This window comes from Exiguobacterium alkaliphilum, from assembly GCF_018138125.1.
Lineage (GTDB): Bacteria > Bacillota > Bacilli > Exiguobacteriales > Exiguobacteriaceae > Exiguobacterium > Exiguobacterium alkaliphilum.
Genome location: NZ_CP073101.1, coordinates 1,162,816 through 1,189,695, shown reverse-complemented (window position 1 = coordinate 1,189,695; position 26,880 = coordinate 1,162,816). Strand labels below are relative to the sequence as shown.

Here is a 26,880-nt window from a genome sequence, read left to right as displayed (position 1 = left end):
TGAAGAGCCAACGGGGGTCAACTCTTTAATAACACGTTAATAATTCTGTTGCCGCACCTTCGTCCGTGACGAGAATGATGTTCGGCGTATGTTTCGCATATGCGGCAATCGCCTGCGCCTTCGATTTCCCTCCAGCGACCGCGATGACGGTGTCCATGTTGTCGAGCTCTTCTAATTGAATGCCGACCGTCTTGACCCGATGCACGATTTCACCTTCCGCGTTGAAATAATAGCCAAACGCTTCGGCGACGGCTTCATGCCGTTCGATCATCCGCAAATGCTCCGGTGTGGCGCGACGGCGCTTCGCCATCGTTTCGGCCTCACCAATTCCATGTACCACTATTCGCGCCGCTCTAATCATTTCCAGCACATTTTTTATGCTAGGTTCCTCCACCATCCGCTCGAACGTCTCTTGCGACACTTCGTCTGGAATGTGGAGCAAATGATAGTCTGCGTTGGCCCGGTCCGCCATCCTTGAACAGACGGTGTTCGCCTGAAGTTCAAGCGTCTCACCGAGTCCGCCGCGCGCTGGTACGAAATGCATCGGCCGTTCTTTCTTATCGGGCGACATCATCGCCGCGACAGATGCCATCGTCGTCCCGCCTGTGACCGCGATGATATTGTCGTCCGGTGCCAGTCGCGCTTTTAACTGCGTGACGGCGGCCCGTCCGATATCCCGCTGTACCCAGAACGTCTCGTCCGAGTCTCCCGGTACGATGACGACTTGGCGAACGCCGAGCTTTTGCTCGAGTTCTCGTGCGACTTCTGAAATCCCTAGGATCTCTCCCATGACCTCATGCAAGTCCCGAAGAACGTTTCGGCCCGATTCTGTAAGGGAAATACCTTGAGTGGCGACTGCAAGCAGACCTTGGTCTTTCAAGAAGTCGACCTCTCGCCTTAAGATGCGTTCCGTCAGCCCGAGGCTCGTGGCCAATGTCCTGCGGCCAATCGGCTGCATCAAACGGACATAGTGTAAGATGTCGTAACGATGTCGGAGCGTGTCGAGCAGGTCTGGGACGATTTGCTTCTGAACGTGAATCAGTTGCTGGATCATGCCTCATTCCCCCTCGACCTCAAGTGTGGACATTTTTTGTCCCACTTTTATTTTTACGTCCCACCGCTACGAGTCCATCTTATCAATCACCTTTCCGTCTTGCAACCCCTCTAAACGTTTTTTTTCGATGTAAGCGTATACTTAACAAAATCTTCAACTTTGCTGTCATCATATCGCCCTTGACTAATGACGTGCCCTTCATATATGACGACCGGAATCTCGAACAAGTACTTGGCCTCGAGCGCCTCGTCCGTCGTGATGTCGATTTGCTCGAGCTCGAACGGATAGTCCTCTCGCAACCATTCGAGCATGACGAGCGCCTCCTCGCATAACGAACAGTTGTCACGCCGATAAAGTGTCAGCTTCATTCAACTCTCTCCTTTCCATAGTTGCCGCTCCCGTTCCCGCGAGTTGCCGAAACCGAGCGCTTCCCGATAGTTGGCGACCGTCCGTCGCGTCACGTGATACCCTTCGTTCGCGAGCGCCTCGGTCAACGCCTGATCACTAAGCGGTGCCGTCTCGGAACAAATCAGCTCGGCGATGATGCGTTTGATCATGAACGGCGACTGTCCCCGCACGGTCGCCCGCACGAACAAATCACGCCATGCCATCGTGCCGCCCTCGGTGCGGACAAACTTCTGTTGAATCGCCCGCCCGACCGTCGACTCATGTTTACCGATACGCGCGGCGACTTCTTTTCGTGTCAACGGGTGTAATACGAGCTCCCCGTTCAACCAGTCCGCCTGCCGTTCCGCGATGACGTCCCAAATCGACTGCAACGTCTTCGCCCGCATCGCGAGCGTGTCGTGCCACCACGTCAGCTCTGCGTCCGCCTCGATGTCGAGTGCCGGCGTGAACCACGTCGTGACGAGCTGTCCGTCCTCCCGTCTCACTTCGAGCTCTGGGAAAATTTGTTCGGTTTCTTCATATAATAGTGGCACTTTCGGCAACGTCGCGATGAGGCGCGTGACGCGATCGAATTCGGACGCACTCAACCCGAGGCGGCCCGGGACATCGTCGACGCCCGCCTCCATCGCCTCGAACACGTCCAAGACGAGCGGGTCGTCGTGTTCGATGGCGTGTCGATATTGGCATTCGTGTTCGTTTTTCGCTCCGACGCCCGTCGGTTCTAGAAACAAGAGCGCCCGGCGCGCTGACTCGATGGCGCTCGCCTCGACACCGAATTGGTCCGCGAGCATCGCATCCGTCTCGGGCAACAGCCCCCGATGGTCGAGCGCGAGGACGAGCTGTCGTTGGAGCGCCTTCTCCGCTTCCGTCCCGCTCCCTTCCTCGATCTGCTCGAACAGACGCGCCTCGAAACCGGCCCCCGCGTCGGCAATCCACTCGACCATGCCGTTCCCTTTGGCGACCTGTCCGCTACGAGCCGCGAGCCGTCCGAGTTGGAACACGATGGCGGCCCGGTCCGCCTCTAGGACGGGCAGGCGCCGTAGCATGTCTTGCGTCAATTGTTGTCGTTGTACTTGATGCTGCTCTTGCCGTTGCATCTCGGTCACTCCCCTCGCCTCCTATTGTAGCGGAAGCGACTCCACGCCGCTTCAAAAAAAGGTCATGAAACAGGATTGCTTTTTTAAAAAAACAAATGTATAATAAATCGTGTCAGAGAACATGCACCCGTAGCTCAGGGGATAGAGCACTGGTTTCCGGTGCCAGGTGTCGGGAGTTCGAATCTCTCCGGGTGTATCACATGTAAGAGGTCAGGCACACGCCTGGCCTCTTTTTTCGTTTCAGCACATTCGAATCGTGGAATAGGTGAAAAACGATGACTATCGTTTGACCAACATTGACTATAACGGTATGATATGTTTACAACCTACATAAAGGAGGCAGATTCAATGTTAATTCCAACAGTTATCGAACAAACAGGTCGTGGGGAACGCGCATATGACATTTACTCACGCTTGCTCAAAGACCGGATCATCTTGCTCGGAAGTGCGATTGACGACAACGTCGCCAACTCGATCGTCGCGCAGCTCCTCTTCCTTGCAGCCGAGGACCCAGATAAGGACATCTCGCTTTACATCAACAGCCCGGGTGGTTCGATCACTTCCGGAATGGCGATTTATGACACGATGAACTTCATCAAGCCGAACGTGTCGACGATTTGTATCGGAATGGCCGCATCGATGGGTGCCTTCTTGCTCCAAGCCGGTGAAAAAGGGAAACGCTTCGCATTGCCGAACGCGGAGATCATGATTCACCAACCACTCGGCGGCACGCAAGGTCAAGCGTCGGACATAAAAATCCACGCCGAGCGGATCATCAAGATGCGTGAGAAGTTGAACCAAATCATGGCCGACAACACAGGCCAGCCGCTTGAAGTCATCGAGCGCGACACAGAGCGCGACTACTTCATGTCTGCTGACCAAGCGAAAGACTACGGTCTCATCGACAAGGTCATGACGCGTTAACACATCAATCCCTTCTCGTCTGAGAAGGGATTTTCTTTATTCCGTCACCTCGACCCCGAACACGTAGCGACTATCCCCATTCGCCCAGTCCCCGCCGGTCTCGAACAGATACACGCCTGGCTCCGATGGGACGATTCGCTCGGCCGGGATGAGTTCCCCGTCCACGATTTGATGGAACGTCTCATTGTCCGGCGCTTCATGGAACGAGACGTCAATCGTTGCACCGGGTTCGACCGTCACAATTTGCAAGTCGTCCGGCTCAGGCAAGGCGTGATCTTCACAGACGGCCTCGTCCCCATTCGCCCAACAATACGTCGACTGCTTCACTTCGGCCGTCACCGATCCGACCTTCACGGTTGGAAGCGGCGGTTTGACGCCGGAAGACGTCTGCCAAAACGACAGCCCGTACACAATCCCTCCGACAAGGATCAACACGATCACCCAAAACCACATCGTTTTTCGTCTCATTCGTCCCACTCCTTTGACCCCCTATTCCCGTTCCCACAAAAAAAGACCCACTTTCCGTGAGTCTCGTCCGTCATTTCGGGCGACGGAGCCCTTTCATCATATAGCCGCCTTTGAAGTCAATCGGGTCGAACGCGACGAGGAACGCTTTCGGCTCGTAATGCTCGACGAGCTGACGCAACTCTTTCATGCGCGTCCGGGCCGCCAAGACGTCGAGGCGATAGCGGACGCCGTCACGGCCTTGCCCTTGATAATGGGTCACCCCGTAGCCGCTGTCGCGCATCTTTTGGATGAGCTCGGCCGGGAACTCTTGCGTGTGCACTTGAATCATGTTGTAGCCAATCGCAAGCTTCCGCTCGACGAATCCGCCGACGAGGATCCCGAGTCCGAATCCGACGGCGTAGACGACCATGCCGAGCGTCGTCAAGTCTTGGAACACGATGCCGAGCGCAAAGATGTAGATGAGCGTCTCGAGCGTCCCGAACAATCCGGCGATGACCGTCTTCCCTTTAACGAGCATAATCGTCCGGAGCGTGAGCACCGGGACGTATAGTAGTTGTAACAACAAGATGAGCAAGATTTGACCCATTCCATCGACCTCCTATCGATTCAATATCTCCACTATTCCAAATTTCACAGGCGGATGCAACCAAAAAAAGCTGACCGCAGTCAGCCTTTCGCTTAGTTATCTAAGTTGCGGACACTTGTGAGCAACTCATAGTCCTTACGGATGACTTGATAGATTGCGTTCGTGTTGCCTGAGAGCATCTCTTCCGCCCGGAGTTGGTTGAGGAAAAGGCTCGTCGCAAACGTCACGAGTGCACTTTTTGGAATCCCGATTTCTTTTGCACGCTCGGTGATGACGCGGTCAAGTTCTGCGTCAATCGTGAGCGAAAGTCGTTTCTTATCATTCGCCATAATCATAAAGCTCCTTTAGTTCGCTTTTCAAAATCCTATACACAATTGCTAATTATATAGGAAGAATGGTTTTGGCGCAACCGGTCTCACGAGGAGCCGATTTCTTCGCCCTTTCGGACTTTCTCGGCAATCTGGTCAATCTTCCGGAGTCGGTGGTTGATGCCGGACTTCGAGATCGGTCCTGTCTCGAGCATCTCGCCAAGTTCTTGGAGCGAGACGTCCTGATGCGTGACCCGAAGTTCGGCGATCTCACGGAGCTTCGTCGGCAACACCTCGAGGCCGACCGTCCGCTCGAGATACTTAATGTTCTCGACTTGGCGGAGCGCCGCCCCGACCGTCTTGTTCAAGTTGGCCGTCTCACAGTTGACGAGCCGGTTGACCGAGTTGCGCATGTCCTTGATGATACGGGCGTCCTCGAAATCGAGCATCCCGCGCGTCGCCCCGACGAGCTTCAAGAAGTCAGAGATTTTCTCGCTCTCCTTGATGTAGAGGATATGCCCTTTTTTCCGCTCGAGCGTCTTCGCGTTTAAGCCGAACCGGTTGGCGAGGTCTCGGAGCGCCTGGTTATGGTTCTCGTACAAGCTGTATACCTCGAGGTGATACGACGACGTCTTCGGATGGTTGATTGAGCCACCGGCGAGGAAGGCGCCGCGCAAGTAGGCACGGGCCAAATTCTCGTCACGTGTCATGTCCGAGTTGAGTGTCCGAATCATCTCGTAATGCTCACCGAGAATCTCGAGGTCCTTCAACATCGTCTCGGCGTGCTGGGAGACGCGGACGATGTAGACGTTGTTCTTCTTCAGCCGCATTTTCTTACGGACGAACAAATCGAGGTGGTGGTCGTACAGTCGTTTCATCAGGGAATAAATCCGTCGGGCGATGGCCGCGTTCTCCGTCGAGACGTCGAGCGTCATCCCGCGCCCGAGGGCGAGCGAGATGACACCGTTCATCCGGACGAGGGCGGACAGTTCCGCTTTCGCCTCGGCATCGGTGACGGTCAGTTGGGTCAATTCTTTTTTGACGTCTGAAGCAAAGCTCATCTCATTCCCCTCCTTTCTTGATCAATCGTTCTATTTCAGTTCAAGCTCTTGGAACAAGCGTGGTTTCTTGATACGGAGGACGCGCTGCATGACGAGCCCGGCAATCGCGTCCGAGTCGTGACGGATGTAGTCACGGTTATAGTCGACGATGTCCCCGGCGAGCACGTTCGTCCCGTAGTTCCGGAGCTTCTTGCGGTCGAAGCGGACCTCCTCGGAGCCGTCCTCGAGATAACGCTCGAGGTACGTCTCTTCAATCGGCTCGTTATTGACGACGATCGTATCAATCGACGATTTGCCGAGATACGCCTCGATTGCCTTTAAGTGCTTCATCGCGTCATACCCTTTCGTCTCGCCCGGTTGCGTCATGACGTTACAAATGTAGACGACCGGGACGCCTGCCTCGACGATGGCGTCGCGCACTTCTTGAATCAACAAGTTCGGGATGATGCTCGTATAGAGACTGCCCGGCCCGAGCACGATGACGTCCGCCTCATGGATCGCCTCGACGACCCCTGGTGCCGGCTTGATGCCGTCCTCGAGCAAGAACAGCCGCTTGATCGGTTTCTCGACGAGCGGGATCTTCGACTCGCCTTTGACGATCGTCCCGTCCTCGAACTCGGCCGCGAGCGTCATGAGCGTCTCCGTGACCGGGAGCACGCGACCTTGTGCGTTCAACAGTTGCGACAAGACGTCGACCGCCTTGACGAACGAGCCTTCACAAATATGCGTCGCCGCTGTCAGCATCAGGTTTCCGAGCGAGTGCCCTTCAAGGCCATACCCGCTGTCAAACCGATACTGTAAAATCTTGTCCATGAGCGGCTCGACTTCCGACAAGGCGAGAATGACGTTTCGAATGTCGCCCGGAGGCAACATATGGAACTCGTCGCGGAGCCGTCCTGAGCTGCCCCCGTCATCCCCGACCGTGACGATGGCCGTGATGTCGAGCGGATAATGCTTCAACCCGCGGACGAGCGTCGATAGTCCGGTACCGCCGCCGATGGCGACAACTTTCCGATCGCGTCTCATCTCATTTCTCCTTCGTCGCGTGCGCCAAGTCGCGATGGACGGTCTTGACGTTATAGCGCTCCGCGAAATGTTCCGATACTTTTTCAGCGAACGTGATCGAGCGGTGCTTCCCGCCCGTACAGCCGAACGCGACGACGACTTGCGTCTTTCCTTCCCGCTTGTACTGCGGCAACAGGAATTCGAGCATGTCAATCAGCTTCTTATAGAACGCCCGCGCCTCGGGGTGCGACATGACGTAGTCTTGCACCTCGCTCGTCTGGCCCGTGAGCGGACGGAGCTCCGGGATGTAGAACGGGTTCGTGATGAAGCGGACGTCGAACAACAGGTCGATGTCGAGCGGCACGCCGTGCTTGAACCCGAACGACATGAAGTTGACCGTGAACGGGATGCGTTCCTCGTTGAACTGGAGCAAGATCCGGTCCTTGAGCATCTGTGGCTTCAAATCGCTCGTGTCGTAGAGCGTATGCGCCCGGTCGCGGAACCCTTCGAGCAGCTCGCGTTCCATCTTGATGCCGACGAGCGGCGCGTCCTCCGGTGCGAGCGGATGTGACCGGCGCGTCTCTTTATAGCGGCGGACGAGCACGTCGTCCCGCGTCTCGAGATAAAGTAAGTGCGGATGGACGTTCTTCTTTTCTAAGTCATCGATGACGATGAACAGGCTATCGATGAAGTCGCGCGTCCGCGTGTCGATGGCGACGGCGATTTTCGGACGGACCGAGCTGATGACATCGATCAGTTGCGGCAACAAGACTGGCGGCAAGTTATCGACGCAAAAATAGCCGAGGTCCTCGAAACTATTCATCGCGACCGATTTCCCGGCCCCGCTCATCCCGCTGATGATGATCAATTCTTCTAATCCTTTAAAGTCTTCCATCTCCATGACGCCCCCTTAATTTTGACAACCGAGCCGTGTGTGTAGCGCTCTTCACTCTTTAGTATAGCGAACGCTCGAAAAAAAGAGAAGGAATTGCGGTCGCCCGCAATGCCTTCTCCGTTGAATCACGCGTTTTGTTCGTGCAACGCCTCGAGGAGACCCTCGATATAGTGTTGCGCGTTTTGCGCGGCAATCGATCCGTCGTTCGTCGCGGTGACGACTTGGCGGAGCGTCTTGTCGCGAACGTCGCCGGCAGCGAAGATTCCAGGAATCTTCGTCTCCATCGCCTCGTTCGTGACGATATAGCCTTGTTCGTTCAAGATGCCGAGATCTTGGACGAACCCGGTGATCGGGTTCATTCCGATATAGATGAAGACGCCGTCGATGTCATAGTCCGTCTCCGTGCCGTCAATCGTGCTGACGAGACGTGCGCCGCCGACTTTGCCGTCGACTTCTTTAATCTCTTGGAGCGTGTGGTTCCAGATGAAGTCGATTTTCGGGTTGTCGAACGCCCGCTTCTGAAGAATTTTCTGGGCGCGCAACTCGTCGCGACGGTGAACGATCGTCACCTTGTCGGCGAAACGAGTCAAGAACACGCCTTCTTCGACGGCAGAGTCGCCGCCACCGATGACGAACAAGTTCTTGCCTTTGAAGAACGCGCCGTCACAGACCGCGCAGTACGAGACGCCGCGACCGCCGAGCTCTTCTTCGCCCGGGACGCCAATCTTTTTATATTGCGCGCCTGAAGCGAGAATGATCGCGCGTGCTTTATAGTCACGGTTATGGGCGTGGACGATTTTGTATTCGTTTTCGTCCGAGATGCGCTGTACGTCACCGTACGCGTATTCCGCGCCGAACGCTTTCGAGTGGTCGAACATCTTTTGTGACAAGTCCGGACCGAGGATGCTGTCGTACCCTGGATAGTTCTCGATATCTTCTGTGTTTGCCATCTGGCCACCTGGGATGCCGCGCTCGATCATGAGCGTCGACAAATTGGCGCGCGATGCGTAGAGCGCCGCCGTCATTCCGGCCGGGCCGGCCCCGATGATGATGACGTCATAGATTTTTTCTTCTGTCATAAAGATACCACCTCTGCATGAAATTGATTGCCTTCAGTATATGAAACCTCGGGAGGTATCGTCTATCTTTATGCTCGTTCGAGTGTCGCTTTGAACGAACGGATCGTGTCCGTGAGCGTCGAGACGTCGACCCCGAACACGTCGGCACAGTCCGCGAGGACGAGCGCGTCCCGTTTCGCATAAAACATCCAGACGAACGCAGCGGCCGATGCCGTGACGTCGTCAAACGTGTGCTGTCCGAGCAACAGGCGCGCGAATCGTTCGTAGAAGTCGCCTTCGAGGCTCATCTGCTCGGCTTCCGAGACGTGCCGTTCAGCCAAGACGAGCGCTTCGTATGCACGCTCGATACGTGCGTCACCTTTAAACGGGACGGCACAGATGACAGCTTGGCACTTCTTCGCGAAAGCGATGACCGTCTCGTCATCGGTGACCGTGCTCGTCAGCGCGAGCGCCTCGAACGCCTCGTCGTCTTCAAGTTTGGCGATGATGCGGATAATCTCGATCCGCGCCAAATCGTCTTCTTGACGCAAGCCTTGGACGAGCGCCGAGCGGAACTCGAGGTTGTCGCGAATATCGAACGACTGTTTGTCCTCGATTTGCTTCGCTTGCTCACCGTTCAAATAGGTCGCCGCCTCTTCAAGACGTCCGGTCTTGTAGGCGGAGACGCTGAGCCAATGCCCAAACAGTGAATCCCCACGGAAGCCCCGCTCTTTCAAGAGCCGGAGTTCTTCGTAGGCGTGATCGTAATGCCCGACGAGCGCGAGCGTCGTCGCGAGTTTATAGCGCACTTCGAATTGAAGCGGACGGACGCGCGTCAGCGGGGCTGATAGTTGGAGCGCCGCCTCGGACTGTCCGGCTTCATGGAGCAACAAGATCGTGTTCAAAATCGCATGCAAGTTGCCCGGATTCTCATCGAGCACGTACCCGAGCGTCTCGAACGCCGTCTCGTCGTTCCCAAGATAGAAATGGACGACCGCCAAATTGTTATAGCCCGGCCAGAACGTCGGATAGCGGTCAATCAACCGCTCGAGCGTCGACTTGGCGGCAAACAAGCGGCCTTTGTCGATTTGACGCTGTGCCTCCGTATGCCACGTGATCAACTCGTCTTCCTCTTCGTCTTCAAGCTCTTGCTCGAGCTCAATCAGTTCGAGGAGCGACTGGACCGATTCCGCGTAAGGACCGTTCGCCTCTTGTTCGAGGTAGCGGCTCGCGTACGTGGCCGCTTCTTCATATTGTGAGATGTAGGCACAGTTGCTCGCGAGGTGGTAAAGGGCCTCTGTCGCCGTATCATCGAGTTGTAGCACCCGTTTCCACACGTCGTTGGCGTGGTAGACCTCTCCTACTTCAAATAACAGTTCAGCGTACTGTTTATGGTAATCGACGCGATGCGTGGCGGCAGCCGTAGCTTCAGCCATGAAAAAAGTCGCTTCATCTAGGCGACCTTCTCGTAACGCGCGACGACCTCTATAGTAGTGGAGCTCCGCAGCGAGCGGAGATTCTGGTTCGGGTAGCGTCATTAGAGCTTCATAGTTCGCTTCCATATTCTAAATCCCCCACATCAAATGCTAAATCGTTTTTTAGTTGCAGGGTTAAGAATACCGCACTCAAACGGCGAGGGCAACTGTAAAACTTAAAAAAAATCGGGACTATATTCCTTCTATAATGAATATATTTTATAGGGTCTCATAATTGCTTTTCGGCAAAAACTTGTTAGCCGCCCCGAGTCGCTTGAAGACACAAAAAAACGGTATCGCTTCGTGAAAAAGTGATACCGCTCAAGTATTTTCAAGTCGTGACGTTCGTCACCGCAAGAAATTGATTTCGTGCTAAATTGTGTCTATTTCGTGTCGACCGTTTGGAGCTTCGCCCCGACGACGCGCTCGCCCGGTAAGACGTCCCGATGGACGACGGCACCGGCACCGACGACGGCCCGGTCGCCGATCGTGACACCTGGAAGGATGGTCACGTTCGCCCCAATCAACACCTCGTCCCCAATCGAGACGTCGCCGATTCGATACTCATCGACGAGGTACTCGTGACAGAGAATCGTCGTGTTGAATCCGATGACGGTATTACGTCCAATCGAGATCCGCTCCGGGAACATGACGTCCGGCGTCACCATGAGGGCGAGGGCGCTATACTCCCCAATCCGCATGCCGAGAAACGTCCGATATAACCAACGCTTCGCCTTCACCGACGGGAAGAAGCGGCCGACCATGACGACGGCCGTGTTCTTGAACACGCGGACGAACCGAATCGTCCGATACATCTGCCAGAGCGGGTTCGGCCCGGCGAGACGGAACCGTTCCGTCTTACGCATGGACCGTGACCTCGTCGAGCCACGCCTCGAAATGCTCCATCGACTCGATGATGACGTCCGGCTCGAGCGACTCGAGGAAGGCGCGGCCCTTCAGCGCCCAGCCGACGGCGACCGTCTTCGTCCCGGCGTTCTTGCCGCTGAAGATGTCCGTGTCGTTGTCCCCGACCATGACGGCGCGTTCCGGCGCGGCGTCGAGCGCGCGGAGGGCACGTTCGACCGGTTCAGGGTGCGGCTTCTCGTTTTCGACGTCGTCGGCCGTGATGACGACGTCGAACAAATGGTCGATGTTGAACAGGCGCAAGCCTTGCTCGACGACCGGACGTCCTTTCGACGTGACGACACCCATCTTATAGCCCTTCGCGTGCAGGCGATAGAGTCCTTCGATGACGCCCGGGTACTCGGCGACGAGGGCATCGTGCATCGCGATGTTGAAGCTCCGGTAAAACGCCTGCATCTCTTTCCATTCCGGCTCGTTCAGCTCACGGAACGACTTCTCGAGCGTCGGGCCGATGAACGGGTACAAGTCTTCATCCCGATACGTCTCGTCCGGGAAGTAGTAGCCGAGCGTGTGCCGGAAGCTCGCGAGGATGAGCGGGTTCGTGTCGAGCAACGTCCCGTCCAAATCAAACAGTAACGTATCCATCAATCAAACAGTCCTTTCTCTGAAGGGTCATCATACCGTTTCGCTTTGCGGCGCACGACCATCATGACGATACCGAAGACGATCATCAAAATCGAGACGATTTGGGCCGTCCGCAAGTCGCCTGCCATGAGGCTGTCCGTCCGGAGCCCTTCGATATAGAAGCGGCCGACCGAGTACCAGACGAGGTACGACAAGAAGATGTAGCCACGCGGCGGATTGCCGACCACGCGCCAGACGACGAGCAGAATGACACCGAGGATGTTCCAGACGCTCTCGAACAAGAACGTCGGCAAGTAATACACGCCGTCGATGAACATCTGGTTGACGATCCAGTCCGGGAGACGGAGCGTCTCTTCGAGGAAGCTACGCGTCGTCTCATCGCCGTGCGCTTCTTGGTTCATGAAGTTGCCCCAACGCCCGACCGCTTGTCCGAGCAGGAGCGACGGCGCGAGGATGTCGGTCACTTTCCAGAACGACGTCGACTTGCGCATGCTGTAGATCACGACGACGAGGAGCGCCCCGAAAATCGCACCGTGGATGGCAATCCCGCCTTGCCGGATGTCGATGATTTGCCCGAGGTTTTGGCTATAGTAGTCCCACTGGAAGACGACGTAATACACACGGGCGAAGACGATACTGATTGGGATCGACCAGATGACGACGTCGACGAGTCGTTCCGAATCATAGTTGATCCGTTTCGCTTCGAACAAGGCGAGTACAAGTCCGAGCATCGCCCCGAAGGCGATAATCATCCCGTACCAGTAAATCGGGAGCGACCCGATTTCAAACGCTACACGATCAAACGTCGGCTCCACCATCATTCCATCTCCCCTTCGTTATCGTGGATCGCGTTCGCGAGACGTTCGGCGAACTCTTCCGCGGTATTGATGCCCATGTTTTGCAGGCGATAATTCATCGCCGCGACTTCGACGATGACGGCCAAGTTACGTCCCGGACGGACCGGGATCGTGAGGAGCGGTACTTCGCTGTCGATAATCTTCATCGTGTTATGGTCGAGCCCGACACGGTCATATACTTTCCCCGCATCCCAGTTCTCGAGGTTGACGATGAGACTTATCTTCTTGTGCGAGCGAACGGCCCCGGCTCCGAAGAGCGTCATGACATCGATGATGCCGATTCCGCGAATCTCGAGCAAGTGCCGGATGAGTTTCGGTGCCGACCCGACGAGCAGTTGGTCGCCCGTCTGGCGAATCTCGACCGAGTCATCGGCGACGAGACGATGGCCGCGCTTGACGAGTTCGAGCGCCGTCTCGGATTTCCCGACACCGCTCTGGCCTTTAATCAAGACACCGACGCCGTAAATGTCGACGAGCACGCCATGCATCGCCGTCATCGGTGCGAGCTCCATCTCGAGGAAGTTCGTGATTTGTGACTCGATGGACGTCGTCACCGCGTTCGTCTGCATGAGCGGCACGTTCGCCGCCTCGGCCTGTTCTTGAATCTCTTTCGGGATATCGAAGCCGCGCGTGATGAGAATGCCCGGTGTCGATTCCGTGCACAAGATCTTCGCCCGCTCGCGCCGGCTCTCTTCAGACAGGCTCGCGTAGAACGTGAGCTCCGTCTTGCCGAGCACTTGCAGGCGGTTCTTCGCATAGTGCGTATAGTAGCCGGCGAGGACGAGCCCCGGACGACTGAGGTCAGGTGTGACGACAGGACGGTGGAGTCCTTCTTCACCTGCAACGACTTTCAACTTGAAGCGCTCAACGAGTTGAGCCGTACGTACGATATTTTGCATGAGTATCTGCCCCTTTCACGCTCATTATTGTATCATAACTCTCTACGATTGGCGTCAGCGAAAGTGAGTCGTGGCGTGTCAGAAAAAATGAAACAAATTCGTCTCGGCATCGTAAATAGGGTATAGACCACTAGGAGGAGGTGAAATTCATGAACTCACTATTTTTGATTGCCGTCATCTTTATCTTCATCGTCGCGATTGCGGCACTCGTCTATCTCATTAAGTCGCTTGTCGACATGTGGCGTGAGTACGCTGCGACGAAAAACGAAACGGTCCTGTTATTATTCATTTTGAACATCGTCGGCTTCTTCTTATCCGGCTCGCTCATCTCGATGATCGTCGCCATCATCTTCTACTGGAACCGGTCGAAAAAGATGCGCAACCTCGGGATTATTCTGCTTATCGCCGGACCGATTCTGTTCATCTTGTTGATTATCGGCTCGTTCACGTTATACGACGCACCGATGATGGACTGGGAACAGATGGAGTATGAGATGAACCTGTGACCAGACGGCACAAACGTCAAACAAAGGAGCGTCGTCCCACTCGGGATGATGCTCCTTTGTTTGATCGTCCTTTAGCCACCCTGGCCGCACGCCGCTTTCCTGAGGGGCGGGCTTTCGGGCGGCGCTGTACGTCTTTCCCGTTACGGACTAAACAGGACGTAACCGACTCAATGGAAAGGGCAATCCTGATGATGTCCGACTTGGACTCGAGGTTTTCGATGATTCTGTCATTCACCCGGCATATAGCCGACCACGGTGTCCGACTCCGGCTCGACTAAAATTGTCGGGACACCAACGACACTGTCCGGTTCAGACGCGAACGACACTGCGAGCACCTCGCTCCCAAAATACGTATCATCTAACAGTTCATAGCCGTGATCGACCGTGACACGCTGTACCTCAGCACTTCCTCCCGCATTGATTGCAGGTTCTTCCCAGTTTCGAGCGGTTACATACGCCCAAGCGACGGCGATGGCTTCGTCGTCAGCCGGCTCATTTCCGTTGACGACGCGCTGCTCCTCGTCACATCCGACGAGCAACAGCACCGCGATCATCATCCATCCGGACACTGAAACAAATCGTCGCATCTCATCCCCCCTCTATAAAAGAACCCGGGGCATCGCCTCCGGGTCGTGTATCACTTCTGATGGAACGGATTGTTCAAGTCACCCGGATTGACCGGGTCGACCGGGTCCACCGGTTCATGCTTGTCTTCTTCGAGGAACGTCGACGGCGTATGCTGCGAGCCGTGCTCGAGGTCGATCGTTCCGGTACGCGTTCCGGCCTCGACCTCGATGCGCGGCGTCTGGCCACGGCCCGAGATGAATTCGAGGCGTCGCTGGGCGACGTCTTTCCGGTCGCGGACGATCTCGAGTTCGTCCAAGTTGCAGTGGAGTCCTCCAAAGTTCGTCTCGAGCTCCCCTTCGACCTCGGCGCCGTGCGGCAAGACGAGACGGATGTTCCCCGCGAGCGAGGCGAGTTCGAACTTGGCCGGACGTGCCGTCGCCAGTTCGGCCCGGATGTTGCCGTTGCCGGTCTTGAGCGAGGCTTTGTCATACTTCCCGCTCACGATGACCGCACCGTTGCCGGTCCGGACGTGGACGAGCTCGGTCTCGACACCGTCGACCTCGACCGTGCCGTTCCCTGTGTTGAGGAGGAGTTCCGAGGCGTGGACCTCATCGAGCACGACGCGACCGTTCGCCGTCTGGACGCGCACACTCTCGACATCGAGCCCGTCGGCACGGACTTCCCCGTTGAGCGTCTGGACGTGCAGGTGGTCGAAATGATGATGCGGGACGTATAGCTCGACGTGCGCCCGGACGAGTTTGTCACGGAGCGAGACGACGAGACGGTCCCCGATGACCGAGTGTTTCACGGCCGATTGGAGCTGTTCGAGCGCCTTGTCCGCATCTTGCTGGCGGAGCGGACGGCCGGTGACGATGAGTTCACATTCGTCGTTGTCCGACGAGACGATCGTCGCCGAGGCGTTGAACAAGTCGAGCGCGATGTCAGTCCCGGTGAACGGGAACGACTTCGAGTACGTCACTTCCGGCCCGAAGTTCGAGCTGAACGAGAAATCGCTGTCCCGCAGTTTCGTGACGAGCCCTTCGACCGCCGACGTCAATTTCGTCGTCAGCGACTCGACCGAGTAGGCGTCGACCTTCTCCGTCTCTTGTTGCGCCTCGAGCGCTTGGACACGCTCGGGCTCTAACCGTTCGAGCCGTTCGAGTTGGGTCATGCCTTCCTCGATTGTCAACTTGCCGTCTTTCACTTGCTGGAGAATCAGTTCACGCATTTCTTGTTTCACGTTCATTTCCCCCTTCGAATTGGATACACGTCAATCATGTTCCCGTTTCTCATCATTTCTATACCTTACTTCCGTTTTCCTGCTTTCGGTTTCGCCCGGGCCGCATCTCGTTCTAACACCGGCTTCAAATACTTGCCGGTATACGATGCCGCCACTTCGGCGACCTCTTCTGGTGTCCCCGTCGCGACGATCGTCCCGCCGCCGTCACCGCCTTCCGGACCGAGGTCGATCAAGTAGTCGGCCGATTTGATGACGTCGAGGTTGTGCTCGATGACGAGCACCGTGTCCCCGTTCTCGACGAGGCGCTGCAGGACTTTCAACAGCCGGGCGATATCATCGACATGGAGTCCCGTCGTCGGTTCATCCAAGATGTAAATCGTCTTCCCGGTCGAGCGTTTATGGAGCTCCGAGGCGAGCTTGACGCGCTGCGCTTCCCCGCCCGACAGTTCCGTCGCCGGCTGGCCGAGCTTCATGTAGCCGAGACCGACGTCAAAGATCGTCTGAATCTTCCGTTTGATTTTCGGAATTTTGTCAAAGAAGTCAAGCCCTTCCTCAATCGTCATGTCAAGGACGTCGGCGATCGTCTTCCCTTTATACTTCACTTCGAGCGTCTCACGGTTATAGCGTTTCCCGTGACACACCTCACATGGCACGTACACGTCCGGAAGGAAGTGCATCTCGATTTTGATAATCCCGTCGCCGCGGCACGCCTCACAGCGCCCACCTTTGACGTTGAAACTGAAGCGGCCTTTCTTATAGCCACGCATCTTCGCTTCGTTCGTCGAGGCGAACACGTCGCGGATATCGTCAAACACGCCCGTGTACGTCGCCGGGTTCGACCGCGGCGTCCGTCCGATCGGGGACTGGTCGATATCGATGACTTTGTCGATTTGGTCGAGCCCTTCAATCTTCTTGTGCTTCCCTGGCTTCGCCTTGGCCCGGTTGATGTGATGGGCGAGTGACTTGTACAGAATCTCGTTGATGAGCGTCGACTTCCCGGATCCGGACACGCCCGTGACGGCGATAAACATGCCGAGCGGGATCGACACATCGACCCCTTTCAAGTTGTTCTCTTCCGCCTTCAAAATCTTGAGGAAGCGCTCGTCCGGTACTTTTCGTTCGGTCGGCAGCGGGATGAACTTTTTGCCCGCTAAGTATTGACCGGTGAGCGATTTCTTATTTTTCATGAGCTGCTTCGGCGTCCCGGCGGCGATGACTTCCCCGCCATGTTCTCCGGCCCCAGGCCCGATGTCGATCAAATAGTCGGCTTCCATCATCGTGTCTTCGTCGTGTTCGACGACGATGAGCGTGTTGCCGATATCGCGCATCTGTTTGAGCGTCGCGATCAAGCGGTCGTTGTCACGCTGGTGTAGCCCGATGGACGGCTCGTCCAAGACGTACAAGACGCCTGTGAGGCGCGACCCGATTTGCGTGGCGAGTCGAATCCGTTGCGCCTCGCCGCCCGAGAGCGTCCCGGCTGCCCGCGACAGCGTCAAATAGTCGAGTCCGACGTTGTTCAAGAAGCTGAGCCGCTCACAAATCTCTTGCAAGATGAGGCGGGCGATGGCGATGTCTTTCTCGCTCAGCTCGTTCGTGATGGCGTCGAACAAGTTGATCGCGTTGACGACCGACAGCTCGGTCACTTGCCCGATATGGTGGCCCGTGATTTTCACGGCGAGCGTCTCTTCTTTCAACCGGTAACCACTGCACGTCGGACAGGCGTGCGTCGCCATATACATCTCCATCTGTTCGCGGATATAGTCGGACGTCGTCTCTTTGTAGCGGCGCTCGATGTTTCGGAGCACCCCTTCGAAGAAAATCGTGTTCGTCCGGACTTGGCCAAAATCGTTCTCGTAGCGGAACAGGAACGACTCTTCGTCCGTCCCATTCAAGACGAGGTCCTGGTCGCGTTTCGACAACCGCTCGAACGGGACGTCCATGTCGATTTCGAAATGGTTGCACATCGCCGCGAGCAGTTGCGGATAATATTGTGAGCTCGTCGGCTGCCACGCGGCGACCGCGCCTTCCTTCAACGTCTTCGTCGCGTCCGGGATGACGAGTTCCGGGTCGACGTCGAGTTTCGTCCCGAGTCCGTCACACGTCGGGCATGCGCCGAACGGTGAGTTGAACGAGAACATGCGCGGTTCGAGTTCCCCGATCGAGAAGCCGCAGATCGGACAGGCATGATGCTCGCTGAAGAGGAGCTCCGTCCCGTCCATTTTGTCGATGATGGCCCGACCGTCCGCGAGGCGGAGCGCCGTCTCGAGCGAATCGGCGAGCCGTCCTTCGACGTCAGGTCGGACGACGAGACGGTCGACGACGACTTCAATCGAATGTTTCTTGTTCTTGTCGAGCTCGATCTCGTCCGTCAGTTCGATCGTTTCCCCGTTGACGCGGACACGGACGAACCCTTCTTTTTTGAGCGAGTCGAACACTTTGACGTGCGTCCCTTTCCGACCGGAGACAATAGGGGCGAGGATTTGCAGGCGTGTCTTCTCCGGCAGCTCCATCACTTGGTCGACCATTTGCGAGATCGTCTGGCTCGAGATCTCGATGCCGTGGTTCGGACAGACCGGTTTCCCGATCCGGGCGAACAAGAGCCGTAAGTAGTCGTAAATCTCCGTCACCGTCCCGACGGTCGAGCGCGGGTTCCGGCTCGTCGTCTTCTGGTCAATCGAGATGGCCGGACTGAGACCCTCGATCGTGTCGACGTCCGGTTTGTCCATCTGCCCAAGGAACTGCCTTGCATACGCGGACAAGCTCTCGACGTAGCGGCGCTGCCCTTCGGCGTAAATCGTATCGAAGGCAAGCGAAGACTTCCCGGAACCGGACAGACCCGTCAAGACGACGAGTTGGTCCCGAGGAATCTCGATATCAATGTTTTTCAAGTTGTTGACGCGCGCCCCTTTGATGACGATCGCATTTTTCTTCTCAGCCATTTAACTCCCTACCTTCAACTCCAAGATTAAGTCACGCAATTCAGCCGCCCGTTCGAACTGGAGGTCGCGGGCCGCTTGTTTCATTTCTTCTTCTAGCTTGGCGATTGCCGCCTCGCGCTCGGCCGGTTTCATCGAGCTGAGCGACTCGAGCACTTCTTCCTCGGCATCGACCGTCGCCCGGATGACGCCGCGTACTTCTTTCTTAATCGTCTTCGGGGTGATGCCATGTTCTTTGTTATACGCCAATTGAATCGTCCGCCGTCGGTCGGTCTCCTCGATGGCTCGTTTCATCGAGTCGGTCATCTTATCGGCGAACAAGATGACGTGCCCGTTCGCGTTACGCGCCGCGCGGCCAATCGTCTGGATGAGCGAGCGGTCCGAACGGAGGAACCCTTCCTTATCGGCGTCAAGGATCGTGACGAGACTCACTTCCGGGATGTCGAGCCCTTCTCGGAGCAAGTTAATGCCGACGAGCACGTCATACTTACCGAGACGAAGGTCACGAATGATCTCAATCCGTTCGAGCGTCTTAATCTCCGAATGCATGTAGTTGACCTTAATGCCGGCCTCACGAAGATAGTCAGATAAGTCTTCGGCCATCTTCTTCGTGAGCGTCGTCACGAGTACACGTTCGTCCCGTTTAATGCGGTCACGGATTTGGTCCATCAAGTAGTCGATTTGCCCTTTAATCGGATGAATCTCAATCGTCGGGTCGACAAGGCCGGTCGGACGGATGATCTGTTCAATCATTTCTGGTGTATGTTCCAGCTCATACGGACCTGGTGTCGCCGAGATGAAGATTGCTTGGCTCAGTTTTTTCTCGAACTCTTCGAACTTGAGCGGCCGGTTGTCTTTTGCCGACGGCAAGCGGAAGCCATGGTCGACGAGCACTTGTTTCCGTGCCTGGTCGCCGTTATACATCCCACGCACTTGCGGGAGCGTCACGTGCGACTCATCGGCGACGAGCAGGAAGTCTTTCGGGAAGTAGTCGATGAGCGTATATGGCGTCGCGCCTTCAGGCATCAGGTTCAAGTGTCGTGAATAGTTCTCAATCCCTGAACAGTAGCCCATCTCCCGCATCATCTCTAAGTCGTATTGCGTCCGCTGTTCGAGACGTTGCGCCTCGAGCAGTTTCCCTTCTTCACGGAACTTCTCGAGCTGTTCTTCGAGCTCGGCTTCGATGTTGACGATCGCTTTTTGCAATTTCTCGTCACGCGTGACGAAGTGGGACGCCGGGAAGATGGCGACGTGCTCACGGTCGGCGATAATCTCACCGGTGAGCGGATCCATCTCCCGAATCCGGTCAATCTCGTCACCAAAAAATTCGACGCGCATACAATGCTCGTCACGAGACGCCGGGAAAATCTCGACGACGTCGCCCCGTACGCGGAAACGTCCACGCTGAAAATCGATGTCGTTTCGTTCATATTGAATGTCGATCAACTTCCGAAGCATCTCATCGCGTCCCATCTCTTTTCCGACACGGAGACTGAGGACGAGACTGCGGTACTCTTCCGGGTTACCGAGACCATAGATGCACGACACCGAGGCGACGATGATGACGTCGTCCCGCTCGAACAAGGCGGACGTCGCCGAGTGACGTAGTTTGTCGATCTCATCATTAATCGACGCGTCTTTCTCGATGAACGTGTCCGTCGACGGAACGTACGCTTCCGGCTGGTAATAGTCGTAATAACTGACGAAGTATTCGACGGCGTTGTTCGGGAAGAACTCTTTGAACTCCGAGTAGAGCTGGCCGGCGAGCGTCTTGTTGTGGGCTAAGACGAGCGTCGGCTTCTTCACTTCTTGGATGACGTTCGAGACGGTGAACGTCTTGCCGGTGCCGGTCGCCCCGAGCAACGTCTGGTAGCGGTCGCCACGGTTGACGCCTTCGACGAGCTGTCGAATCGCTTCCGGTTGGTCACCTCCCGGCGTATATTCCGATTGTAATGCGAACGGGATCGATTCCATGATGATTCCTCACTTTCTGTTCCTACATAATTGATTTGATTATAGCACATACACGAACAAATATTCGCTTCTGAAATGTCGCCCATTCCGTTATGATAAAGGATGAATCTATGTAGAAACGAGTTGGTTGACGTGTGGTCTCTCCTCTTCATCCCGCTCGGCGCCGTCGTCGGCGCCTTGTCCGGGTTCTTCGGCATCGGCGGCGGGGTCATCATCGTCCCGGTGCTGTTGTTCAGCGGTTATACGGCGGCCGAGGCGGTCGCGACGTCTCTGCTCTTCGTCGTCGGCACGAGCCTCGCCGGTGCGAAGCGGCATACGTCGCTCGGCAACGTCTCCTGGACGACCGGGCTCCTCATCGGACTGACTGGTGCCGTGACGGCCCAACTGTCGAGCCGGCTCGTCCTCGCCTTCTCCGGTACGAGTGATTGGCTGCTGAACGTGTTCTATCTCGCTATCCTATCTTATTTTGCCGTTACGCTCTTAAAGAAAACATCGAAACGCCGACCGAAAGAAAACACGACCGTCGCCGCGGGTGTCATCGGGGCGATCGCCGGGCTGTTGTCTGCGCTCCTCGGCATCGGCGGCGGCTTCATCATCGTCCCGCTCCTCGTCAGCTGGCTCGGCTACTCGACGCACCGGGCTGTCGGGACGAGCCTCGCCGCCGTCTTGTTCATCGCGTTCGGAGGACTCGTCAGCTATTTGCCGTCGCTCACGCTCGACTTCCTTGTCCCGGCCGCGCTCATCCTCGGCGCGTTCATCGGGGCCCCGCTCGGCGCGACGGTGACGAGCCGTTATCGTGAGAAAGAGATTTCACGCCGCCTCGCCTTGTTGTATGGCGTGGTCATCGTCTCGATCACACTCGACTTGATGACGCAACTTTGGATGCCGTTCACGTATATGAGTCTAGGCGTCCTTTTCGTTTTTATCGTCGGTATCACCGCCGATTTCATCGGGCGTTTTACCAAGTGAAAGCCACTTTGAAAATAAAAAAGTGGTTTTTTTGAATATCTTTGTTTTGAAGCGCTTTCAATTGGGGGATATAATGAAGTGGTAAGTCAAAATTCAATATGGGAAAGGGGAGTATCACATGTCAGCATTCGTCAGCGAAATTATTGGTACAATGCTACTCATCTTGCTCGGTAACGGTGTCGTCGCCGGCGTCGTCCTCCGTCATTCGAAAGCGGAGAACGCAGGTTGGGTCGTCATCACGTTCGGTTGGGGCTTCGCCGTTATGATCGGGGTATACGCAGCCGGAATCTACGGAGGGGCGCACTTGAACCCTGCCGTCACGGTCGGGCTCGCGACAGCAGGCTCATTCCCTTGGGCTGATGTGCCAGCCTACATCTTGGCACAGTTTATCGGGGCGTTCATCGGGGCCGTCCTCGTGTTCGTGCACTACAAACCGCACTATGATGTGACCGACGATCCGGGTGCCAAACTGGCCACCTTCTCGACCGCACCAGGGATTCGTAGCACGCCGTTCAACTTGATCGGGGAAATCATTGGTACGTTCGTTCTCGTCTTCGGAATTTTGTCATTCGGGGCCAACACGTTCACGGACGGCTTGAATCCGCTCATCGTCGGTTTCCTCGTTGTCTCGATCGGTCTCTCACTTGGTGGTACAACGGGATATGCGATCAACCCGGCACGTGACCTCGGTCCGCGGATTGCGCATGCGATACTCCCGATCAAAGGGAAAGGGACGTCAGATTGGGGCTACTCTTGGATTCCGGTCGTCGGACCGATCATCGGTGCCGTCATCGCCGCCCTCGTCTATGGCATTCTCGTCCCATAATCACAACTTCTAAGGAGGCACTATTTCATGGATAAAGAAAAACGTTATATTTTAGCACTTGACCAAGGCACGACAAGCTCACGCGCCATCATCTTCGACCACGACGGTAAAATCGTCACGACCGCCCAGCGCGAGTTCAAGCAATACTTCCCGAAACCAGGCTGGGTCGAGCATAACGCCAACGAGATTTGGGGTTCTGTCCTCGCCGTCATGGCCGAGGCGTTCGGGTCGGCTGATATCGATCCAAAAGAGATCGCGGCCATCGGAATCACGAACCAACGGGAAACAGCCGTCGTGTGGGAAAAAGAGACGGGACGTCCGGTCTATAACGCCGTCGTCTGGCAATCGCGTCAAACGGCCGGTATTTGTGACGAGTTGAATGCGGCCGGTCACGGCGACTTGTTCCGTGACAAGACCGGTCTCCTCATCGACGCCTACTTCTCAGGAACAAAAGTCAAATGGATCCTCGACAACGTCGACGGCGCCCGTGAGAAAGCGGACAACGGCGAGCTCCTCTTCGGGACGATCGACACGTGGCTCATCTGGAAACTTTCCGGCGGCCACGCCCACGTCACCGACTACTCGAACGCGTCACGTACGCTCATGTACAACATCTACGAGCAACAGTGGGACGACGAGCTCCTCGACATCTTGACGGTACCGAAATCGATGCTCCCGGAAGTCAAGCCATCGAGTGAAGTGTACGCCCATACGATCCCGTACCACTTCTTCGGCTTCGAAGTACCGATCGCCGGCGCTGCCGGTGACCAACAGGCCGCCTTGTTCGGGCAAGCGTGCTTCGATTCAGGCGAAGGGAAAAACACGTACGGCACGGGTTGCTTCATGCTCATGAACACGGGCGAGGAAGCCGTCAAATCGGACCATGGCCTGTTGACGACGATCGCCTGGGGCTACGATGGGAAAGTCGAGTATGCGCTCGAAGGATCGATCTTCGTCGCCGGTTCGGCCATCCAATGGCTGCGCGACGGGCTCCGGATGCTCAAGTCAGCGAAAGACACGGAGCAATACGCGAACCGTGTCGAGACGACAGACGGCGTCTACGTCGTCCCTGCCTTCGTCGGGCTCGGTGCCCCGTATTGGAACTCGGACGTGCGCGGCGCCATCTTCGGCCTGACGCGCGGTACCGAGAAAGAACACTTCGTCCGGGCGACGCTCGAGTCGCTCGCCTATCAGACGCGTGACGTCTTGACGGCGATGGAACAAGACTCAGGGATCGAGTTGAAAACGCTCCGTGTCGATGGTGGCGCGGTCAACAACAACTTCCTCATGCAGTTCCAGGCTGATATCTTGGACGTCCCGGTCGAGCGGCCGGAAGTGAGCGAGACGACGGCACTCGGGGCCGCCTACCTCGCCGGTCTTGCCGTCGGATTCTGGAAAGACCAAGCGGAAATCAAGCAACAGTGGAAACTCGACCAACAGTTCGAACCGAGCATGGACGAGTCGCACCGCGAAAATCTTTACAAAGGCTGGCAACACGCCGTCGAAGCGACGATGGGCTTCAAACCATCGAAACTTGAATCGTAAGCACACGAAAGGGAGCCTCCGCGGAGGCTCCCTTTTTTCGAGCATTCATAACTTGCGCAGACGTAGCCGCGGGCTCATCGGCTCCCCGACGAACAAGATGCCGAGCTCATGCGGGTCGGTTTCATACATCGCCCGCTGGACGAACCGGATATCCCCGTTCAAGTTGAGTACCTCGAGCTTGATGTACGGTTTATGAAGCTGGAGCGCCTCATAGAAGCTGCTCCCGCCCGTGATGACCGTCCCGTTCACTTTATAAATCGACTCGCCCGGGATGAGTTGCATCGCTTCCCCTGGCGAACCCGGGAGCGTGTCGACGATGACCGCCCCACGGTTGCCGTTGATGAACACCGGCGTCGTCGCCCGGTTCTCACGTTTGATGAGCTGTAACGCGAGCTCATACAATACATAGAGCGCGATCAAGACGTAACCGGCGTACGGCACGTCAAGTGCGTAAGACGCTCCGAACAGACCGAGCGCGATGACGGCAAGGATGCCGCGATACGTGCTCAACTTTCCGAGGAGCGTCCGTGGCAACGCCCCGGTCGACAAGAGGCTCACCCCGATTGGAATCGGTAGGATGACTGGGACCATCCCGTCGAACCCGAACGACGGCGGCAAGAAGACGACGAGTGGGAAGAACCAGAGTCGTTTGACGACGTGACCGCCGATGAATTGACCACGTTTCGACAAGATGAGCGTCGGCGACGTCTCGACGTTCCCGTTCCACCGTAGCAAGACCGCCTCGGCGAGCGTGACGACGCCGAAGACGAGCGCATACACCGGCCAACCGACCTCGGCGAGCCGAGCGACCGTCTCGTCGAGCGGTCCGAACGAGATGACGTCACGAAGCGACACGGCCGCGAGCATGACGAGGAGCGGGAACGCCGGGCTGACGAAGCGCGGATGCATCGTCAAGACGACGAGGGCGTACAGGACGGTGAACGTGACGAGCCATTCGACGTTGACCGTCGTCTCGAGCCAGACGGTCGCGACCGAGGCGAGCGCCCCGAGCAAAACGCTCGGCCAGACGAAATGAATCCAATCTGATTTCGGCGAGCGCCGGCGCGAGCGGAACATCGCCCGTTCCCGTTTGATGCGCGTCATGGATATGTAAGCGAGGGCGACGAGCGTCACCCAGAGCAGCGGACTACCGATCAAAGTCAATAAAGCGAGTACACTCATTCGTAGAACGTCCACACGTGTCCAATCCTTTCCCTAATCCTTATTTTGCAGCTTCTTCGAGCGCACGGTTCAACTGGGCGTCGTTCGCCTCGTCTTGAATGACTTCAAGCAATCGCGATTCGAGCGCCGATGCCGTCTCCTCGTTGACGATCCCGTCCGCCGTCAAATTGTTGTCTTCTTGGAACGCGGCGACGGCCCGGGCCATCGTGTCGCCGTAATAGCCCGGCTGACCGCCCGGCTCGTAGCCGATCCCTTCGAGGACGGTATGCAAGTTCGATACGGATTCACCGTAATCACCGACCTCGAGCGTGTCCGCCTCGGCGAGGATGCGGTTGACGCTGAAATAGTCCGGTTGATTGACTTCGATGTCCGGTTCGATTCCTTTCTCGTTAATCCAATTGCCGTCCGGCGTGAGCCACTTGCTCGTCGTCAGCTTCAAGTTGCTGCCGTCCGCCAAATCGAACGCTGTCTGGACGACGCCCTTGCCGAACGTCTTGTTGCCGATCACGGTCGCCCCGGCCCCTTCCTTGAGCGCCCCGGCGAGAATCTCGGACGCCGAGGCCGAGCCTTCGTCCGTCAAGACGAAGAGGCCATACGGTTTCGCCTCACGGGCGCGACCGCTCTGCGACTCACGCTCCCCTTGCGCGTCCTCGATTTGAACGACCGGCGTGTCCGTCGGGACGAAACCTTCGACCATCGTGATGACGGACGGCAACAGGCCACCCGGGTTTCCGCGCACGTCGATGATGAGGCTATCGATGTCTTGGCTCTCGAGTTCCTCGAGCTGTTCCAAAAATTCGTCGTCGGTCGGTTCGGAGAACTGGGTCACTTGCAGATAGCCGATCTTCTTGCCGGCTTCTTCCTTCACCTCTGACGTCACCGTCTCGATTGGAATCGTGTCCCGCGTGATCTCATAGTCGGCCTCTTGCCCGCCGCGGCGAATCGTCAACGTGACGACGGTCCCTTTCTCCCCGCGGATGAGACGCACCGCCTCTTCGACGGCCATCCCTTCAATCGACTCGCCGTCGACGGCCGTGATGACATCCCCTGGACGGAGTCCGGCCGCTTCGGCCGGAGCGCCTTTGATTGGAGCGACGATTAAGATGTCTTCTCCTTTCTTCTCCAAAGTCGCGCCGATTCCTTCAAAACTCGACTCAATCGAATCGGTGAATTGCGACGTCTCTTCCGCGTCGAGGAAGTCCGAATACGGGTCGTCGAGGGCGGCGGTCATCCCGTCGAGCGCCCCGATGAGGAGCGCTTCGTCTGATATATCTTTAAGTGAGTGGGCCTCGATGAGCTTGCGCACTTGTTCGACTTTGTCCCAGCCCTCGCTCCGCGGTTGGATGGCGGTCGGAAGAGCAGTCGTATCGGTAAACGCCATCGTCGCGAGCCCTGCACCGGCCCCAGCGACGAACGTGGCGCCGGCGAGTAGTCCAGCGGTTGAATTTTTCACGGGTAGTCCCTCATTTCTCTTGATCAGTCTTTCATTCAGTATAGCAAAAAGTTTAGAAGAAAAGACGCGTTCCACACA

26 protein-coding genes and 1 tRNA gene are annotated in these 26,880 nt (G+C 56.6%); 6 read left to right on the top strand and 21 right to left on the bottom strand.

Annotation, left to right across the window (positions count from 1 at the left end):
• Positions 1-25 precede the first annotated feature (25 nt).
• The 3 genes from KB235_RS06220 to KB235_RS06210 form a co-directional block, all read right to left on the bottom strand.
• Positions 26-1,054, bottom strand: a complete 1,029-nt coding sequence (locus KB235_RS06220) for a sugar-binding transcriptional regulator (protein ID WP_081825840.1) — start codon at positions 1,052-1,054, stop codon at positions 26-28.
• Between the two features lie 110 nt (positions 1,055-1,164).
• Positions 1,165-1,422 (bottom strand): glutaredoxin family protein, encoded by a 258-nt coding sequence (locus KB235_RS06215; RefSeq protein ID WP_034806809.1) that lies wholly within the window; start codon positions 1,420-1,422, stop codon positions 1,165-1,167.
• Positions 1,423-2,559: an RNA polymerase factor sigma-54 gene (locus tag KB235_RS06210; protein ID WP_211780921.1), complete on the bottom strand. Its 1,137-nt coding sequence runs from the start codon at positions 2,557-2,559 to the stop codon at positions 1,423-1,425. It lies immediately after the preceding gene.
• 123 nt (positions 2,560-2,682) lie between these two features.
• Here KB235_RS06210 and KB235_RS06205 point away from each other — a divergent pair.
• Both KB235_RS06205 and clpP read left to right on the top strand, forming a co-directional pair.
• A tRNA-Arg gene (locus KB235_RS06205) sits at positions 2,683-2,755 on the top strand.
• A 152-nt stretch (positions 2,756-2,907) separates the two neighbouring features.
• Positions 2,908-3,483, top strand: a complete 576-nt coding sequence (clpP, locus tag KB235_RS06200) for an ATP-dependent Clp endopeptidase proteolytic subunit ClpP (protein ID WP_024370422.1) — start codon at positions 2,908-2,910, stop codon at positions 3,481-3,483.
• A gap of 36 nt (positions 3,484-3,519) precedes the next feature.
• On the opposite strand, the gene KB235_RS06195 is transcribed toward clpP, so the two are convergent.
• From KB235_RS06195 to hprK, 12 genes are all read right to left on the bottom strand, one after another.
• On the bottom strand, positions 3,520-3,951 hold the full coding sequence (locus KB235_RS06195; RefSeq protein ID WP_034816036.1) for a hypothetical protein: 432 nt from the start codon (positions 3,949-3,951) through the stop codon (positions 3,520-3,522).
• Between the two features lie 70 nt (positions 3,952-4,021).
• The gene (locus KB235_RS06190; protein WP_034806813.1) at positions 4,022-4,537 is read right to left on the bottom strand and encodes a DUF2179 domain-containing protein; all 516 of its coding nucleotides are present in this window, start codon (positions 4,535-4,537) and stop codon (positions 4,022-4,024) included.
• A 92-nt stretch (positions 4,538-4,629) separates the two neighbouring features.
• Positions 4,630-4,866: a hypothetical protein gene (locus KB235_RS06185; protein WP_024370426.1), complete on the bottom strand. Its 237-nt coding sequence runs from the start codon at positions 4,864-4,866 to the stop codon at positions 4,630-4,632.
• Between the two features lie 86 nt (positions 4,867-4,952).
• A complete protein-coding gene (gene whiA, locus KB235_RS06180) occupies positions 4,953-5,906 on the bottom strand; it encodes a DNA-binding protein WhiA (protein WP_034806814.1) in 954 nt (317 codons plus the stop codon).
• Between the two features lie 30 nt (positions 5,907-5,936).
• Positions 5,937-6,932 carry a gluconeogenesis factor YvcK family protein gene (locus KB235_RS06175; protein WP_211780760.1) on the bottom strand — a complete coding sequence of 332 codons (996 nt, stop codon included), beginning with the start codon at positions 6,930-6,932 and terminating at the stop codon, positions 5,937-5,939.
• Between the two features lies 1 nt (position 6,933).
• Positions 6,934-7,806: an RNase adapter RapZ gene (gene rapZ, locus KB235_RS06170; RefSeq protein ID WP_034806816.1), complete on the bottom strand. Its 873-nt coding sequence runs from the start codon at positions 7,804-7,806 to the stop codon at positions 6,934-6,936.
• Between the two features lie 125 nt (positions 7,807-7,931).
• Complete coding sequence (gene trxB, locus KB235_RS06165) at positions 7,932-8,885, bottom strand: thioredoxin-disulfide reductase (RefSeq protein ID WP_034806817.1); 954 nt, start codon at positions 8,883-8,885, stop codon at positions 7,932-7,934.
• Positions 8,886-8,953: 68 nt separating this feature from the next.
• On the bottom strand, positions 8,954-10,426 hold the full coding sequence (locus tag KB235_RS06160) for a tetratricopeptide repeat protein (protein ID WP_246514375.1): 1,473 nt from the start codon (positions 10,424-10,426) through the stop codon (positions 8,954-8,956).
• Positions 10,427-10,722: 296 nt separating this feature from the next.
• The gene (locus KB235_RS06155; RefSeq protein ID WP_034806821.1) at positions 10,723-11,205 is read right to left on the bottom strand and encodes an acyltransferase; all 483 of its coding nucleotides are present in this window, start codon (positions 11,203-11,205) and stop codon (positions 10,723-10,725) included.
• Positions 11,198-11,848 (bottom strand): pyrophosphatase PpaX, encoded by a 651-nt coding sequence (ppaX, locus tag KB235_RS06150; RefSeq protein WP_211780759.1) that lies wholly within the window; start codon positions 11,846-11,848, stop codon positions 11,198-11,200. Before ppaX ends, KB235_RS06155 begins: the two co-directional genes overlap by 8 nt.
• On the bottom strand, positions 11,848-12,669 hold the full coding sequence (gene lgt, locus KB235_RS06145; RefSeq protein WP_211780758.1) for a prolipoprotein diacylglyceryl transferase: 822 nt from the start codon (positions 12,667-12,669) through the stop codon (positions 11,848-11,850). Before lgt ends, ppaX begins: the two co-directional genes overlap by 1 nt.
• A complete protein-coding gene (hprK, locus tag KB235_RS06140; protein ID WP_211780757.1) occupies positions 12,666-13,604 on the bottom strand; it encodes an HPr(Ser) kinase/phosphatase in 939 nt (312 codons plus the stop codon). Before hprK ends, lgt begins: the two co-directional genes overlap by 4 nt.
• Before the next feature lie 149 nt (positions 13,605-13,753).
• On the opposite strand from hprK, the gene KB235_RS06135 reads away from it, so the two are divergent.
• A complete protein-coding gene (locus tag KB235_RS06135; protein ID WP_034816020.1) occupies positions 13,754-14,110 on the top strand; it encodes a hypothetical protein in 357 nt (118 codons plus the stop codon).
• A 227-nt stretch (positions 14,111-14,337) separates the two neighbouring features.
• On the opposite strand, the gene KB235_RS06130 is transcribed toward KB235_RS06135, so the two are convergent.
• The 4 genes from KB235_RS06130 to uvrB are packed head-to-tail and all read right to left on the bottom strand — an operon-like array spanning position 14,338 to position 20,827.
• Positions 14,338-14,697: a hypothetical protein gene (locus KB235_RS06130; RefSeq protein ID WP_034806831.1), complete on the bottom strand. Its 360-nt coding sequence runs from the start codon at positions 14,695-14,697 to the stop codon at positions 14,338-14,340.
• A gap of 50 nt (positions 14,698-14,747) precedes the next feature.
• The gene (locus KB235_RS06125; protein WP_246514373.1) at positions 14,748-15,923 is read right to left on the bottom strand and encodes a DUF4097 family beta strand repeat-containing protein; all 1,176 of its coding nucleotides are present in this window, start codon (positions 15,921-15,923) and stop codon (positions 14,748-14,750) included.
• A gap of 59 nt (positions 15,924-15,982) precedes the next feature.
• Positions 15,983-18,856, bottom strand: coding sequence for an excinuclease ABC subunit UvrA (uvrA, locus tag KB235_RS06120; RefSeq protein ID WP_034806834.1), 2,874 nt, complete (start codon positions 18,854-18,856; stop codon positions 15,983-15,985).
• Positions 18,857-20,827 (bottom strand): excinuclease ABC subunit UvrB, encoded by a 1,971-nt coding sequence (gene uvrB / locus KB235_RS06115; protein ID WP_211780755.1) that lies wholly within the window; start codon positions 20,825-20,827, stop codon positions 18,857-18,859.
• A 132-nt stretch (positions 20,828-20,959) separates the two neighbouring features.
• Here uvrB and KB235_RS06110 point away from each other — a divergent pair, with 132 nt between their 5' ends.
• From KB235_RS06110 to glpK, 3 genes are all read left to right on the top strand, one after another.
• Positions 20,960-21,796: a sulfite exporter TauE/SafE family protein gene (locus KB235_RS06110; RefSeq protein ID WP_034816010.1), complete on the top strand. Its 837-nt coding sequence runs from the start codon at positions 20,960-20,962 to the stop codon at positions 21,794-21,796.
• 118 nt (positions 21,797-21,914) lie between these two features.
• On the top strand, positions 21,915-22,622 hold the full coding sequence (locus KB235_RS06105) for an MIP/aquaporin family protein (protein WP_029334585.1): 708 nt from the start codon (positions 21,915-21,917) through the stop codon (positions 22,620-22,622).
• Between the two features lie 27 nt (positions 22,623-22,649).
• Positions 22,650-24,167 (top strand): glycerol kinase GlpK, encoded by a 1,518-nt coding sequence (gene glpK, locus KB235_RS06100; protein WP_211780754.1) that lies wholly within the window; start codon positions 22,650-22,652, stop codon positions 24,165-24,167.
• Between the two features lie 45 nt (positions 24,168-24,212).
• Here the strand turns inward: glpK and KB235_RS06095 are convergent, their stop codons facing one another.
• Entirely contained in the window at positions 24,213-25,349 is a 1,137-nt protein-coding gene (locus KB235_RS06095) for a PDZ domain-containing protein (RefSeq protein WP_211780753.1), read from the bottom strand.
• A gap of 40 nt (positions 25,350-25,389) precedes the next feature.
• Positions 25,390-26,802, bottom strand: a complete 1,413-nt coding sequence (locus KB235_RS06090) for a S41 family peptidase (RefSeq protein WP_211780752.1) — start codon at positions 26,800-26,802, stop codon at positions 25,390-25,392.
• Positions 26,803-26,880 lie beyond the last annotated feature (78 nt).

Bases quoted from the DNA above. Each gene is read 5' to 3' on its own strand.
- clpP (WP_024370422.1), top strand. From the start codon at position 2,908: ATGTTAATTCCAACAGTTATCGAACAAACAGGTCGTGGGGAACGCGCA.
- KB235_RS06155 (WP_034806821.1), bottom strand. From the start codon at position 11,205: ATGCGTAAGACGGAACGGTTCCGTCTCGCCGGGCCGAACCCGCTCTGG.
- KB235_RS06160 (WP_246514375.1), bottom strand. From the start codon at position 10,426: ATGGAAGCGAACTATGAAGCTCTAATGACGCTACCCGAACCAGAATCT.
- KB235_RS06215 (WP_034806809.1), bottom strand. From the start codon at position 1,422: ATGAAGCTGACACTTTATCGGCGTGACAACTGTTCGTTATGCGAGGAG.
- KB235_RS06220 (WP_081825840.1), bottom strand. From the start codon at position 1,054: ATGATCCAGCAACTGATTCACGTTCAGAAGCAAATCGTCCCAGACCTG.
- rapZ (WP_034806816.1), bottom strand. From the start codon at position 7,806: ATGGAAGACTTTAAAGGATTAGAAGAATTGATCATCATCAGCGGGATG.
- KB235_RS06105 (WP_029334585.1), top strand. From the start codon at position 21,915: ATGTCAGCATTCGTCAGCGAAATTATTGGTACAATGCTACTCATCTTG.
- KB235_RS06175 (WP_211780760.1), bottom strand. From the start codon at position 6,932: ATGAGACGCGATCGGAAAGTTGTCGCCATCGGCGGCGGTACCGGACTA.
- glpK (WP_211780754.1), top strand. From the start codon at position 22,650: ATGGATAAAGAAAAACGTTATATTTTAGCACTTGACCAAGGCACGACA.
- KB235_RS06135 (WP_034816020.1), top strand. From the start codon at position 13,754: ATGAACTCACTATTTTTGATTGCCGTCATCTTTATCTTCATCGTCGCG.
- whiA (WP_034806814.1), bottom strand. From the start codon at position 5,906: ATGAGCTTTGCTTCAGACGTCAAAAAAGAATTGACCCAACTGACCGTC.
- KB235_RS06185 (WP_024370426.1), bottom strand. From the start codon at position 4,866: ATGGCGAATGATAAGAAACGACTTTCGCTCACGATTGACGCAGAACTT.
- ppaX (WP_211780759.1), bottom strand. From the start codon at position 11,848: ATGGATACGTTACTGTTTGATTTGGACGGGACGTTGCTCGACACGAAC.
- KB235_RS06210 (WP_211780921.1), bottom strand. From the start codon at position 2,559: ATGCAACGGCAAGAGCAGCATCAAGTACAACGACAACAATTGACGCAA.
- uvrB (WP_211780755.1), bottom strand. From the start codon at position 20,827: ATGGAATCGATCCCGTTCGCATTACAATCGGAATATACGCCGGGAGGT.
- KB235_RS06125 (WP_246514373.1), bottom strand. From the start codon at position 15,923: ATGAACGTGAAACAAGAAATGCGTGAACTGATTCTCCAGCAAGTGAAA.
- hprK (WP_211780757.1), bottom strand. From the start codon at position 13,604: ATGCAAAATATCGTACGTACGGCTCAACTCGTTGAGCGCTTCAAGTTG.
- KB235_RS06195 (WP_034816036.1), bottom strand. From the start codon at position 3,951: ATGAGACGAAAAACGATGTGGTTTTGGGTGATCGTGTTGATCCTTGTC.
- KB235_RS06095 (WP_211780753.1), bottom strand. From the start codon at position 25,349: ATGAGTGTACTCGCTTTATTGACTTTGATCGGTAGTCCGCTGCTCTGG.
- lgt (WP_211780758.1), bottom strand. From the start codon at position 12,669: ATGATGGTGGAGCCGACGTTTGATCGTGTAGCGTTTGAAATCGGGTCG.
- uvrA (WP_034806834.1), bottom strand. From the start codon at position 18,856: ATGGCTGAGAAGAAAAATGCGATCGTCATCAAAGGGGCGCGCGTCAAC.
- KB235_RS06190 (WP_034806813.1), bottom strand. From the start codon at position 4,537: ATGGGTCAAATCTTGCTCATCTTGTTGTTACAACTACTATACGTCCCG.
- KB235_RS06130 (WP_034806831.1), bottom strand. From the start codon at position 14,697: ATGCGACGATTTGTTTCAGTGTCCGGATGGATGATGATCGCGGTGCTG.
- trxB (WP_034806817.1), bottom strand. From the start codon at position 8,885: ATGACAGAAGAAAAAATCTATGACGTCATCATCATCGGGGCCGGCCCG.